Annotated in this window: 17 protein-coding genes; 14 read left to right on the top strand and 3 right to left on the bottom strand. The window is 41.0% G+C overall.

Annotation, left to right across the window (positions count from 1 at the left end; translation table 11 throughout):
* Positions 1-9 precede the first annotated feature (9 nt).
* Both JZO70_RS05955 and JZO70_RS05950 read left to right on the top strand, forming a co-directional pair.
* A complete protein-coding gene (locus tag JZO70_RS05955) occupies positions 10-357 on the top strand; it encodes a 2-dehydro-3-deoxyphosphogluconate aldolase (protein ID WP_207672632.1) in 348 nt (115 codons plus the stop codon).
* 624 nt (positions 358-981) lie between these two features.
* Positions 982-3696: a cation-translocating P-type ATPase gene (locus JZO70_RS05950; protein WP_207672631.1), complete on the top strand. Its 2715-nt coding sequence runs from the start codon at positions 982-984 to the stop codon at positions 3694-3696.
* Between the two features lie 56 nt (positions 3697-3752).
* Here the strand turns inward: JZO70_RS05950 and JZO70_RS05945 are convergent, their stop codons facing one another.
* Positions 3753-3974, bottom strand: a complete 222-nt coding sequence (locus JZO70_RS05945) for a hypothetical protein (protein WP_207672630.1) — start codon at positions 3972-3974, stop codon at positions 3753-3755.
* Between the two features lie 182 nt (positions 3975-4156).
* Between JZO70_RS05945 and JZO70_RS05940 the strand changes: the two genes are divergently transcribed.
* Positions 4157-4507 (top strand): hypothetical protein, encoded by a 351-nt coding sequence (locus tag JZO70_RS05940; RefSeq protein WP_207672629.1) that lies wholly within the window; start codon positions 4157-4159, stop codon positions 4505-4507.
* Between the two features lie 70 nt (positions 4508-4577).
* On the opposite strand, the gene JZO70_RS05935 is transcribed toward JZO70_RS05940, so the two are convergent.
* Entirely contained in the window at positions 4578-4985 is a 408-nt protein-coding gene (locus JZO70_RS05935) for a hypothetical protein (protein WP_207672628.1), read from the bottom strand.
* A gap of 261 nt (positions 4986-5246) precedes the next feature.
* Here JZO70_RS05935 and JZO70_RS05930 point away from each other — a divergent pair, with 261 nt between their 5' ends.
* From JZO70_RS05930 to JZO70_RS05895, 9 genes are all read left to right on the top strand, one after another.
* On the top strand, positions 5247-6047 hold the full coding sequence (locus tag JZO70_RS05930; RefSeq protein ID WP_207672627.1) for a MurR/RpiR family transcriptional regulator: 801 nt from the start codon (positions 5247-5249) through the stop codon (positions 6045-6047).
* A gap of 209 nt (positions 6048-6256) precedes the next feature.
* Positions 6257-7333, top strand: coding sequence for a tyrosine-protein phosphatase (locus JZO70_RS05925; protein WP_207672626.1), 1077 nt, complete (start codon positions 6257-6259; stop codon positions 7331-7333).
* A gap of 4 nt (positions 7334-7337) precedes the next feature.
* Positions 7338-7775, top strand: a complete 438-nt coding sequence (locus tag JZO70_RS05920) for a PTS sugar transporter subunit IIA (RefSeq protein WP_207672625.1) — start codon at positions 7338-7340, stop codon at positions 7773-7775.
* Positions 7756-8226, top strand: a complete 471-nt coding sequence (locus tag JZO70_RS05915; RefSeq protein WP_207672624.1) for a PTS sugar transporter subunit IIB — start codon at positions 7756-7758, stop codon at positions 8224-8226. The genes JZO70_RS05920 and JZO70_RS05915 overlap by 20 nt, the downstream gene beginning before the upstream one ends.
* A gap of 2 nt (positions 8227-8228) precedes the next feature.
* Positions 8229-9017, top strand: coding sequence for a PTS mannose/fructose/sorbose/N-acetylgalactosamine transporter subunit IIC (locus JZO70_RS05910; protein WP_207672623.1), 789 nt, complete (start codon positions 8229-8231; stop codon positions 9015-9017).
* Positions 9017-9841, top strand: a complete 825-nt coding sequence (locus JZO70_RS05905) for a PTS system mannose/fructose/sorbose family transporter subunit IID (protein ID WP_207672622.1) — start codon at positions 9017-9019, stop codon at positions 9839-9841. The genes JZO70_RS05910 and JZO70_RS05905 overlap by 1 nt, the downstream gene beginning before the upstream one ends.
* A gap of 176 nt (positions 9842-10017) precedes the next feature.
* A complete protein-coding gene (locus tag JZO70_RS22380) occupies positions 10018-10365 on the top strand; it encodes a hypothetical protein (RefSeq protein WP_242703807.1) in 348 nt (115 codons plus the stop codon).
* A complete protein-coding gene (locus JZO70_RS22375; RefSeq protein WP_242703806.1) occupies positions 10340-10651 on the top strand; it encodes a hypothetical protein in 312 nt (103 codons plus the stop codon). The genes JZO70_RS22380 and JZO70_RS22375 overlap by 26 nt, the downstream gene beginning before the upstream one ends.
* A 113-nt stretch (positions 10652-10764) precedes the next feature.
* A complete protein-coding gene (locus tag JZO70_RS05895; protein ID WP_207672621.1) occupies positions 10765-11364 on the top strand; it encodes a ribonuclease H1 domain-containing protein in 600 nt (199 codons plus the stop codon).
* Between the two features lie 31 nt (positions 11365-11395).
* On the opposite strand, the gene JZO70_RS05890 is transcribed toward JZO70_RS05895, so the two are convergent.
* The gene (locus JZO70_RS05890) at positions 11396-11560 is read right to left on the bottom strand and encodes a hypothetical protein (RefSeq protein ID WP_207672620.1); all 165 of its coding nucleotides are present in this window, start codon (positions 11558-11560) and stop codon (positions 11396-11398) included.
* Between the two features lie 107 nt (positions 11561-11667).
* Between JZO70_RS05890 and JZO70_RS05885 the strand changes: the two genes are divergently transcribed.
* A complete protein-coding gene (locus tag JZO70_RS05885) occupies positions 11668-12339 on the top strand; it encodes a response regulator transcription factor (protein ID WP_207672619.1) in 672 nt (223 codons plus the stop codon).
* The gene (locus JZO70_RS05880; RefSeq protein WP_207672618.1) at positions 12336-13343 is read left to right on the top strand and encodes a sensor histidine kinase; all 1008 of its coding nucleotides are present in this window, start codon (positions 12336-12338) and stop codon (positions 13341-13343) included. Before JZO70_RS05885 ends, JZO70_RS05880 begins: the two co-directional genes overlap by 4 nt.
* Positions 13344-13420 lie beyond the last annotated feature (77 nt).

Raw genomic sequence — 13420 nt, 5'->3', positions numbered from 1 at the left:
GGTGCTAAAATGTCAAACAAATTTGAATTAGAACATATCGGAATCAATACTGAAAATGCGATGGTAGCCGAAGAATTGGCAACTTTGTTAAGCAGTATCTTTAACTTAACACCCCGCCACGGACAAAAATCCGAATTCGCCGGCGATTACTTCGAGTGTATGAGAAGTCCCTTCTTAGGAAAAAACGGCCACATTGCAATGCGCACACCGGATTTAGAAAATGCTGTAGAGGAGTTGAAAGGCAAAGGTCTGACGTTCAACATGGATACGGCTGCTTATAATGAAGATGGCAAGTTGAAAAATGTTTATCTAGACGGTGAATTTGGCGGCTTTGCGATTCACATTTTGAATAAGTAACAAACGATTTTAAAGAACTGAAAAACGACCCAACATGGGGGAGTAACTTGCAGAAGAATCTGTGGCAGCACCATCATTCCCGAAAGCAATTTCTGGTGCTGTCTTAAAAAGTGAGACCTATGTACGAATGTGTACATGGGTCTCACTTATTTTTGCCAGTTCTGCTTTTGGTAGTGATTAATTGTTAGAGAACAGATAAAAATTCGTGATCCGGAATAGGTAACGAGAGGTCTAGCAGAATGGTATCCGTGGAGAGGATCAAACTCATTTTTCTGTAGAAAAATGAATACCTTATTAACGATATAGGTGCCAGTTCTGCTTTTGGTAGTGATTGAACATTAGCGATCAGAATAAAAAAATTAGGACTATAAATCACACCGAGCAGTTTAGCAGAATGGTATCCGCTATGAGAATCAAACTCATTTTTCCGAGGAAAAATGAATACCTTATTAACGAAATAGGTGCCAGTTCTGCTTTTGGCAGTAGTTAATCGTTCGAGATCAGAAAAAAATTATGACCAGAAACAGATAATGAGCAGTCTAGCAGAATGGTATCCGTGGAGAGAAACAAACTCATTTTTCCAAAGAAAAATGAATACCTTTTTAACGACATAGGAGGGAACTAATGGTAGACGTAGTAAAGGAAAAGCCAGTTATCGTGGAAAATGCAGAGAAAAAGACGCAATTAAGCGAAGCTTTTTATAGTCAGACTGAAGCAGAAGTGTTGAGAAAACTAGCCAGTAATCCCGAAGGCTTAACCGAGGTGGAAGCCAAAGCACGGCTGGCAGAATACGGGTACAATGAACTTGACGCCGGCAAAAAGAAATCGATGATTCAAAAATTTGCCGAACAGTTTAAGGATTTGATGATTTTAGTTTTGTTAGTGGCGGCAGTGATTTCAGCGCCCCATGAACCAGTGGATGCTATTATTATTTTATTGGTGGTGATCATCAATGCCATCATGGGAGTCGTTCAAGAATCTAAAGCTGAAGCAGCGATCGAAGCTCTAAAGGACATGTCGACACCAAATGCGAATATCTTGAGAGACGGCCATACTAAAACCGTGAAAAGTACTGATCTGGTTCCAGGTGATATTATTTTGCTGGAAGCCGGAGATGTAGTACCAGCAGATATGCGTTTGATTGAAGTCAGCTCTTTAAAAATTGAAGAAGCAGCTTTGACCGGGGAATCCGTACCAGTGGAAAAAGACCTGACAGTAATCGAAGGTGAAGATGTCGGAATCGGTGACCGGATCAACATGGCGTATTCCAATAGCAATGTCACCTACGGACGGGGCAAAGGGGTCATCGTCAACACTGGTATGAACACTGAAGTTGGAAAAATTGCTGATATGTTAGCACAAGCCGATGAAACGGAAACACCGCTGAAAAACAACTTGAATCATTTAGGCAAGTTTTTGACAGCTGCGATTATTGTGATCGCGGTCATTATGTTCTTTGTAGGAATCATGCTAAATGGAACCGATCCATTAGAGATGTTACTAACTTCAGTATCATTGGCGGTTGCGGCAATTCCTGAAGGTTTGCCAGCAATTGTGACGATCATTTTAGCTTTAGGTACGCAGGTGATGGCGAAACGAAATTCGGTGATCCGGAAACTACCTGCAGTAGAAACGCTAGGTTCAACAGATATTATTTGTTCTGATAAAACTGGAACTTTAACCTTGAATCAAATGACCGTAGAGAAGATTTACTCCAACGGACAGTTCTTTGAAAAAAATCAAAAACTGAATGCAGACGACATGACCTTGAAGGTGATGAACTTTGCCAATGATACAAAAGTTGCCCAAGACGGCAGTTTGATTGGAGACCCAACTGAAACTGCTTTGGTCCAATTTGGGAACGATCAACAGTTTGGTTTAGCTGATCAGTTGGCTCAAAGCCCGCGAGTGGCCGATTTACCTTTTGATTCTGAGCGGAAGTTGATGAGTACCATTCATCAACAAGCCGATGGCCGTTATTTGATCGCCGTCAAAGGGGCGCCGGATGTATTACTTAGTCGTTGTAATAAAATTTTGACCAATAACCAAGAAAAAATTTTCGATAAAGCTAGTCAAAATGATATTTTAAGCAAAAATCGCTCAATGGCGAAGGAAGCTTTGCGTATTTTAGGGATGGCCTATAAATATGTGGATCAGCTGCCGGCTAATTTAGAATCAGCAGTGATTGAAAATGAACTAGTCTTTGCTGGGTTGGTGGGAATGATCGATCCTGAAAGAGCGGAAGCTGCAGAAGCGGTTCACATCGCTAAACAAGCCGGAATTCGTCCAATTATGATTACTGGAGATCATCGGGATACCGCCGAAGCAATCGCCGGGCGCTTGGGAATTATTCAACCTGGCGATGATGCTGCCGTATTAACTGGAGCGGAATTGGCGCAAATGTCAGAAGCTGAATTTGCTAAGAAAGTCACCAACTATTCGGTTTATGCCCGGGTTTCACCTGAGCATAAGGTTCGGATTGTGAAGGCTTGGCAGCAAGAAGGTAAAGTAGTTGCTATGACTGGTGATGGGGTCAACGATGCCCCGGCTTTAAAACAGGCGGATATTGGTGTCGGCATGGGAATTACCGGAACGGAAGTATCCAAAGGTGCTTCGGACATGGTCCTTGCAGATGACAACTTTGCTACTATTGTTGTTGCAGTCGAAGAAGGACGAAAAGTATTTTCCAATATTCAAAAGTCAGTGCAGTATTTATTGGCTGCCAATTTGGGTGAGGTTCTGACGTTATTTATTGCTACTTTATTGGGCTGGGATACGTTATTGCCGATTCATTTGTTGTGGATCAATTTAGTAACCGATACATTTCCAGCGATTGCCTTGGGGATGGAGCCAGCGGAAAATAACTTGATGGCAAACAAACCACGAGGCCGGAACTCTAATTTATTCTCAGGCGGTGTCTTCAGCAGCATTATTTACCAAGGGATTTTAGAAGCGGCTACGGTGTTGTTTGTTTATTGGTCGGCGATTCAATGGCCGGTGCATAGCGGTTATGATGCTGTTCACAGCGATGCATTGACCATGGCCTTTGCGACTTTAGGGCTGATGCAGCTATTCCATGCTTTTAATGTCAAATCGGTGCATCAATCGTTGTTCAAAGTCGGACCATTTAAAAATAAAGCCTTCAACTGGGCCATTTTATTGTCCTTTGCCTTAATGATGATGATTATCGTGATCCCTGGATTGAATGATATCTTCAAGGTTGCTCATCTGGATCTGTTCCAATGGGGAATTGTTGTGGGAAGTTCCTTTGCGATTATTCCGATTGTGGAGTGTGTGAAATTTGTGCAGCGGAAAATGATGTCAGGAACTGCAAATTAATTAATAAGCAATCCTCTTAGATAGAGACGTTTATCTAGGAGGATTGCTTTTGTGTACTAGTCTATTTCAGGTTCTTCGCCTTCTACGTCGCTGCTTCTTTTGTCTTCTTGCTTGAAGTAATGAAGCAAGGTGCCCAGCATGAGTCCCAATCCGCAAAAGACAGCCGTGCTGTTAAATTCTGTCGGCATTGCATCGAATTTAGTGGTTACCAAGATCATCACAATTACCCCAAGAAAAGTCAGGACAGTAGAAGTTCTTTCTTTTCTTTTTTTAGACATGAGCATCACCTTTCCCTTTCAAAAAAGAGACAATTGCCTCGTTTGATCGATGTTTTCTAATCTAATCATACAAAATTTTTATGAAGGGTAAAAGAAGTTTTGGATTTTTGCTCAATCTAACCTATACAAAGGAAACATCTTAGCATAAAATTACGGTATGAGTAAAAGAGAGGGAGCAAGTAATGAACTACAAAAAAATCAATCAAAAAAATATTCCAGGACTTATTTTTTTCGGGGATGTTCTACCTGCTGCGATGGATAATTTTCAGCTATCCATCGGCGATTTATTTGAATCGGTGGAGGATCAGCCGTTGGAAGAATTTGAACGGCAAATGACTGAAGATGGAAACAAGCGCACCCACCTGGTGAAGATGCCGGAAAAATACATCAAGAAAAGCTTTAAAGGTGATTTTTACAAAGCTGCTCTACAAGAGGAAATCGACAGCGACTGCTTAGGCAAGATTCATTCGATTCGTTATTATAAGGATTTCGAAGGCGGCTATTTGGTGCAATTTATTTTTGATATTAAGTAGGTTAAAAGCTAGAAAATAAATAAGCGGCAGCCAGATTTGGTGCCGCTTATTTGTGTTGCAATTCATGAAACTACGGGTCTTCCAAAAGTTCTGAGGGCAAATGATTTTCCATGAAGTCTAATACTTCCCCTTGCTTGGCGAATCGGATTACCAGTTTGCCTTTTTTTCGTTTAACATAGCTTTTATCTAGCTGACAGCGCTCAACATATTCAGCAAGTGTTAGATCTTGGAGCTCCAAGAGACTGTTAATTGTGCTGTTATACATTTCTTTTTTCAGAAAAGGAAGATACAAAAGTACGATTGGAATTTTGTCAAAGGCACGAATAAAATTGTAAGCTATGCTCTCATTAGAGCGTGGAAAGATAGGGAACCATTTAGTATTAAGCAAAATAAATGATAACGTGGATAGTAATAAGAAACCTATTACATATACTCCCGCAAATTTCCAAAACAATCGTCTCAGTTCTTTTCGTATCATTGCAGCCTCCTGTGGGTTGGTGGATTTATTATAACCCAGGGCGCAAACCGATAAATTGAAGATTGGTTAGAGATTTTTCAGTTATTTTTAAGGTGAATACGCCTTTTCTGGGCTCGTTTTTCTACTATTATAGTAGGTAGCAGTTTCAAATTCATCAGGCCTCAGCCGGTAAAAAAGGAAAAACACATCGAACGATTAAATCTGTACTTTTCACCTATTTACCGATAAGATAATAATAGAAATCAAAGGGAGTTGAAGGCTTTGGATATATTGATGACCATTCAAAAGGATTATTTGAATTTTTCAAGGCAGGAACGTAAGATAGCAGATTACATCCTGCGTTTTAGTCATGAAATTCGTAATATGAAAATTAGTGAACTGGCAAAAAACACCGGTACTTCCAATGCGTCGATTACCCGCTTTGTTAAAAAAATCGGGTGTGAAAATTATTCTGATATGAAGCTTTATATCACCGCTCAAATTGAACCAGAAGAAACTTTGCCTTCTCAAGGGGTAGCAGATGATGTTTTTTTATATTATCAAAATGTAATCAAAAATACGCAGCGTTTGTTCGATCAAGAAAAAATGGACGAGTTCATTCGAATCGTAAAGCAAGCGAAAAAAATTGTGTTGATTGGGATTAGCAGTTCAGGTGTCACGGCGGAAACATTTGGCATTCGTTTGATGCGGATGGGGCTGCCGGCAGTTAGCTATTCCGATCCGTTATGGATGCTGATGCAGGCTAGCATTGCTGAACCAGAGGATTTGTATTTTGCGATTTCCAGTTCGGGGACTACAGATTCGATTATTGAAACACTGGAACGTGCCAAAAAAAGAGGATCAAAAATTGTTTCCATCACCAGTTTTTCCGAGAATCCGGTTTCTCAGCTGAGTGATTTAAGCTTTCACGTCTACAATACCCGTTTTGTTGATAACGAAAAATTTTCCAATTCGCAATTTTCCAATGTCTATTTGATTGATGTGATCACCACCTATTTGTTGAAAGATCCTGATTTTAAAGCCCATACCTTTTCTACCCGTGAAGTTGTGGGGGATGATTAAAAAAAGTTTTGGAAAATTATGTGGGTTGAGAAAATCATTTTCAAGTTTTTTTGTTGAATAAATCAAATAAAACGCTATCATTTTGACGCTTCTTCACGAGAGGAGCGCCTTTTTAGGTCTCTTAGCGGTAATAATTACCGTAAATTTATATTGCAATAATAATTATCACGATGTATGATAACAGTAAGAAATAAAGGAGGAGAAAAAAATTGTGTATTTACAATCAACCGTATACGATTTCTGGTATTGAAGTTAAGAGAGAAAGCGATAAAATTGAAATTAGGCACTTAAACAAGCCCGGCCGAAAATATCAATTATTCGTAGGCAATAGTCCTAATAAGCAAGCCTTGACGAAGCTGGCTGCTGAAAATGAAACCGGTCTATTTCAGTTAGACTTGCCGACTTCGGAAGGTCCGTATTATTTTTTTATCAGAGGTGAAGATTTTGAGACCAATTTATTTGGTGAACGGGTGGTGCAGTTAGAAGAAGCCATTAATGTTAGAGATATGGGTGGATATGAGACAGCGGATGGTCGTTTGACTAAATGGGGATTACTTTTTCGCGGCGATCAATTATCTAAGCTGACAGAAGCGGATGTTAAGCTGCTGGAGCGTATGGGTCTTAAAACAATTGTTGATTATCGTTCGGAACATGAGCGGACCCTTAATCCAAATCGAGAAATCGGGACGGTTAAAGTGAATGTTCATGCTGATCCCCAGTCGAGTTTCTCGGAGGCGGCGGCCAATGCGATTGATTTGCATGAGGAAAATGCGAAATTGGTTCGGCAATTAGAAGAGGGTAAGGTTGAGGCCAAGTACATCAATGGTCGCGGGGAAAATGTGATTGAGGATTATCGTGAGCTGGTTACTTCAGAAGCTGCGCAAAAAGCCTACAGCAAATTTTTGCTGGCTTGTGCTGAAACGGACAATGCTCCGCTGATTCATCATTGCCGTGGTGGCAAAGATCGAACAGGTCTGGGTTCTATGTTCTTGCTGTTGTTACTGGGGGTGAAGGAAGAAGAAATTATTCAGGATTATATTCTTACTGGCATTATTAGAGAAGAAAGAAACCATTATAAGTATTTATTGTATCGTGAGTTGACCGACAATGAAGATTATTTAGCCTATCTAATGGCGATGATTGAAACCCGTAGAGAGTTTATCAAAGCCAGCATTGATCGCATTTATGAACTATACGCAACAGTGGATGATTACTTTGTCCAACATCTTGGTTTAAGCAGAGATCAAATTGAAGAAATGAAAACGTTCTATTTGGAAGAGGGGTAGAAACATGAGTCAGGAAGTAGCTTTATTAGTGGCAAGTCATGGGGAGTTTGCCAAGTATGCGCTGGAAAGTGCTGAGATGATTGTTGGGAAGCAGGAAAATTGTGGTGCTTTAACCGTTTCGATGGATTTTACGTTAGATGATGCAATTCAAGAGATGGAAGGCCAAATAGCTCAATTGGATTGCAGCAACGGAGTAGTTGTTTTAGTGGATATTTTGGGCGGAACGCCTTCTAATGTCAGCGGTCGTTTGGTTTTGACGCAGGAGAACGTACTGGTTTTAAGTGGATTGAATTTACCGATGCTGCTGGATTTATTAACCAATCGAGGCCGCAGCTTAGACGAGATTGCGGAATCGTTAGAAAGTTCTTATCAAGTTGGATTTAATAACGTAACTAAATTGTTTAAAGAAGGAGCAGAAGAAGATGAGTGTGAAATTTTGTAGAATTGATGATCGTTTGATCCATGGTCAAGTCGTAACAACTTGGGTAAATGTTCATAAGATTGAACAAGTAATTATTTTAAATGAGCAAGTGTCAAAAGATAAAATTCAGTCTAACGTGTTGAAAATGAGTTCGCCGCCAAATATCAAGCTGCACATTTTTCCACCAGAAAAATTCTTGAAAATCATTGAGAAAAATCCGATTACCAGAAATACGATGCTATTGTTTGCTTCACCCTTTGATGTGGAAACCTTAGTAGATGCGGGATATAAATTTGATAAATTGAATGTCGGCGGGATGCGGGGAAATGCGGAACGCTCGCAAGTAACAAAAGCAGTATCGTTAACGCCGGAGGAACGAACTTCCTTTGAAAGATTGATTGCAAGCGGGATTGACGTTGAAATTCAAATGGTACCTAGTGAGAACATCGTGAAGATGAAAGAGGTGTTGTAAGCATGACAACTTTAATCATTACTATCGCTGCCTTCTTTATTGGGATCGATGATGTCAGCTATAAATTATTTAGAAGACCGTTATTGATCGCACCGATTATCGGTATGATTCTGGGAGATTTGCAGGCTGGACTAGCTATCGGGGCGACGTTGGAAATTATGTGGATGGGTATTGGTAACGTAGGTGCTTATATGGCGCCGGATATTATCACCGGAACATTGATTAGTACATCTTTAGCTATTATGAGTCGTGGTGATTCCAGTATTGAAGCAACCGTTGCAACAGCGGTGACGCTGGCGGTACCGACTGCTTTGTTGGCACAACAATTATTAGTGTTAATCGAAACCATCAATGTTTCATTAAATGCTTGGGCACATCGTTTAGCAGATGATGCAGATGTGAAGGGGACTAAATGGTTGATCTATCCGCCAGCTATTTTGACTGGTGCAGCTAGAGCAGTACCAACCTTCATCGCTTTGCAGTTTGGTGCAGGGGCGATTCAAAATGTGGTGGATTCCTTGCCAGCCTTTGTAATTGATGGCTTGTCGACAGCGGGGAAAATCATCCCGGCAGTGGGTATTGCCCTGTTGATGATGTCCATGATTAAACGGGTGGAAATGTGGGTATTCTTGATCTTTGGGTTTGTTTTAGCTTCTTATTTGGAGCTTGCTGTTTTGCCAATCACCTTGATTGCCTTAGTCATTGCCTACTTGTACGATTTAGCTACTCGGAAATCAGAAGTGGTAACAGTTGAAGCGCAAAATTTTGATGATGAGGAGTATGATTTATAATGGAGCAAAAATTAACGCAAAAAGATCTTTGGGTCATGTTCTTACGCTTAAATACTATGAGAATTCCGTTGAATTATGAAACGCTGCAAGGAGTCGGTTTTCTGCGAGCTATTTCACCGGCATTGGAAAAGATTTATCCTGACAAGGAAGACTTGCGGCAGGCTATGCTGCGCCACACGGTTTTCTACAATTCCCATGTCAATGGCGATGCGGCGATTCTTGGATTGACTGCTGCCATGGAGGAAGCCACTGGACCAGACGAAAAAGAGGGGATCAATCCGCTGAAAACTGGGTTGATGGGACCATTAGCCGGTTTAGGGGACAGCTTAGTGAAGTTTACCTGGGTACCGATTGTGGGAAGTATCGGGGCATCATTCGCCTTAAGCGGCAGTATTATCGGACCAATCTTCATGTTTATCATGTATAACGTAGTCAATATTGTTGGCCGATATTTTGCGGTGATCTACGGCTACCGTAAAGGGATTGAATTTCTGAATGAAAATCAAAACAGTGATATTATTCATCGTATTTCAACTATGGCCAATGTTGTGGGGTTGATGGTGGTAGGCTCATTGATTGCCAGTGTCATCAAGGTAGTCACTCCGCTGGAAATTGCAGTTAAGTCTAACGTTACTGGCGATGTCGGCGGAAATGTAATCGCCGTTCAAGAAATGCTGGATAAGATTATGCCATCTTTCCTTAGCTTGCTGGTTACCTTTATCGTTTACCGCATTTTGAAAAAGAACCAAGGTAAACATGCGGCGGCGTTAATCATCACGATGATGGTTTTGACGATTATTTTGAAATATTTTGGTGTTTTGTAAATTAGATAGGAAGCAATGAGTTGATGGGTGATTCTATCAGTTCATTGCTTTTTTTTGGGTGGACGGAAATAAGTCTCTCCTTTTTGCGTATCTTTATAATAGAAGGAAATGGATAAAAGCCTTCTGGATTCAAAGTTGCAAACACTGGCAGTTTGCGTATAATCGGAGGTAAGAGAATGACAATCAAGATTTCAGGTAAGTTGATGAGGCCGTATCATTCGTATGAGTTTTTAGGCTGGGCGGTGCCGGATTTTCTAACGATAGTAACTCTTGTTAAGTCAATAAAGGAGCTGATGCGAATGTTAATTAATCCAGAAGCTTTAAACTTGGGATTCTGGCAGAACATTTCGTATAAAGATAAGACTAAAGAATTGCTTGCTGTATCCAATAATATGAACTGGACCTTCGAAGAACTTGCCAATGAACTGGGCATATACGCTGAGCGTTTGGAAGCTTTACTAACACCTGCTAAAATTAAGTCCCATTTTAGAGGAACGCTTGCAGGAACAAAAGGAGAACATTGACTGTAAGGAAGAAGCAGCTAGAAAAGAAGAAAGTCGTAAATACGCTGATCAAATAAAAATTGTCACGCGACAAGCTAACGATCAACACCTTAGCTTGTCGGAGTTAATGGGCGTTAACGAACGGACAATAGACAATTGGTCAAAAGGCAAGTCCAAGCTTCGCGGTCTAGAGGAAAAGGTAATTGATTTGTTGATTGAAGATTTCGACAACGGGATAGAGTTAATTATAAAAATCGACGAAACAGCTGCTAAGAAGCACCAGCGTAACAATCAAGCAAAAGTCTGAATTTTTTTCAGGCTTTTTTGGCGAGCTTTTTTTGAAAAAGATAACTGTAAAAATCTGACAGGTAAGCTATAATGAGAAGGACAAATTTTACAATCAGATAGGAGCACGAATCAGTGGCAAAGTTTTACGGAATCAGAATCGGGCGCAAGCCGGGTGTATATACGACTTGGAGCGAGGCGCAAAAACAAGTCAGCGGTTTTAAGGGATCAATTTTTAAGTCTTTTCCAACGCGGGAAGAGGCAGAGAATTTTGTCAATATGAGTACTGAAGACACGCCGACGCTTCCAAATGAATACCAGGCTTATGTTGACGGATCATTTAACAAAGGCCGCCAGCAATATGGTTCGGGTGTGGTTATTTTGAAGGGCGATCAAATTATTGAAGAGTTGTCTTTTGGCGGCAATGATCCGAAATATGTATCCAGCTACCAAATCGCCGGGGAAGTTTTCGCCTGCATCGAAGCTGTGAAATGGGCGAAAGCCAATAAGGTCGATAAAATCAAAATTTATTACGATTACCAGGGAATTGCTTCTTGGGCGGAGAAACAATGGGCAGCCAATGCACCAATCGCTCAAGCTTATGTTGCTTTGTTTGATGAATTGACACAAGATATGACTGTGCGTTTTGTTAAGGTTAAGGGCCATTCGGGTGATAGACTGAATGATTTAGCGGATGAGTTGGCCGATAAAGGGACGCGGATTAATTTGGCATGATGATAAGTAGTGAATGAAAAGTCTGAATTTTTCAGGCTTTTTTGTTTGGTTCCAGCCACTTTTCTAAATCTTCCTGTGAAGAAATCTTTGTTTTAGGGATTGTTTCTACTATTTTAGCTAAATCTAGCGATGCTTTTTTACGTTTTGGAAAGGCTATATCGAAGGGAACTTTTCCTTCAGTGAATTTTGTCATCATATCTATCAATCAAAATTATTAGTTTTCCGCCTTTAGCCGGTTGTATCGGTCTTTGCAAATAGGCTATAGTTAATTAAGACAGTTAGTACAGGAAGCAGGTGACGGGAATGGCGAAAATTTTAATTGTGGAAGATGATCCGGTGATTGAGCGGGAGCTGGCATTGATTTTGCGGAACAATCAGTACGATGTGGAAGTGGTGGAGGAGTATGCAAAAATCCCTCTGCAAATTAATGAAGCGGCGATTGATTTGGTGTTGCTGGATGTGAATTTAAAGGAGCAAACAACAAGCGGCTTTACGATTTGCAGCGAGATTCGGGCGGAGTCGGATGTGCCGATTATTTTTGTGACCAGTCGTTCGGCGGTGGAGGACGAGATTCAGGGGATGATGTTAGGCGGCGATGATTACATAACCAAGCCTTACAACATTTCACTTTTGTTGCTGAAAATCAAGGCGTTATTGAAACGGGCAGGCAGTAATGATACAAGCAGTGAACTTGTTTATAAAGGAGTCACAATGTCATTGGCTAAATCGACGGCAACCTTTGCCCAGCAAACGGTGGAGCTGACGAAGAATGAATTGCAGATTTTGCATTTTTTGTTTTTGCACAAGGAGACGATCGTCAGTCGCGGTGATTTGATTGATTATTTATGGAACAATCAGCTATATATCGATGACAATGCTTTGAGCTTGCATGTGACTCGGCTGCGGAAAAAGCTTCTGCAAATCGGCCTGTCTAACTTCATCCAAACCAAATATCGACAGGGGTATTTGATATGACAATTAAACAATTTTTAGATGATCATTATTTATCGCTGGTATTGAATGGTTTTGGCGGCGTGGCCTTGGCGATTTTTTTGCGGTTTATTGGAGTTGCTGGAGATTATTTATTTTTGATCTTTGGTATTTGGTTGCTGGTATTGCTTTTCTATTACGGCTGGCAGTTTTTTCGTCAGCGGCAACGAATCAGGAAATTGAAAGAGACGATGGCGGCCTTAGATCAAAAGAATCTGTTGGCGGAAATTGCGGGAAAACCTCGATCAGCTTTGGAGCAGTGTTATTTTGATCTTCTGCGGGAAGCGAATCGCTCCATGACCCAGCAGGTTTCGGATTACCGTCGGAGCTTTGAGGAATATCAGGAATACATCGAGCAGTGGGTACATGATGTGAAGACGCCGATTGCGGCGAGTCAGCTGATGCTGGAGAATTTGTCGTTGGCGGATCAGCAAAAGCAGGAGCTGCTGGAGGAATGGCGTTTGGTGGATTATTACGTAGAGCAGGCGTTATTTTATGCTCGCAGTGGTGAGGCGAATAAGGACTATTTGCTGCAGGAGGTTTCGCTGGCTACGGTAGTTCACGAGGCGATTCAGAAAAGCCAGCGGCAGTTAATCGGTCATGGCTTTCGGATTCAGGTAGAAGTGGATGAAGAAGTTGTTTGGATGGATAGAAAGTGGGTACTTTTTATCCTAACGCAAATCATCAACAACAGTATACAATATCGCAGCGATAATCCGGATCTTTGTTTTTATGCTAGAAAAACGGCGTCGGGGACTTGTTTAGTCATCCGTGATAACGGCTTAGGGATTAGCCAAGAGGAGCTGCCTCGGATTTTTGATAAAGGTTTTACTGGAAAAAAAGGCCGTATTCATGAAAAATCTTCGGGGATTGGACTGTATTTGTGCAAGCGCTTATGTGACAAACTGGGGCTGGGTCTGTCGATTGATTCGGTTTTAGGGGAGTATACCGAAGTAATGATCGAGTTTCCGCAATTGCAAAGAGGGTAAATTCTGTCAAAAATGACAGATTTTTGCAACAAGAAGTGCTACAATCGGCCGGTATTTTCCTTGATACTGGAGGTAGT

The sequence above is a fragment of the Candidatus Enterococcus moelleringii genome (assembly GCF_017377575.1).
Taxonomy (GTDB): Bacteria; Bacillota; Bacilli; order Lactobacillales; family Enterococcaceae; genus Enterococcus_A; species Enterococcus_A moelleringii.
The sequence above is the reverse complement of the archived record's forward strand: the minus strand, read 5'-3'. Positions and strand labels throughout refer to the sequence as shown.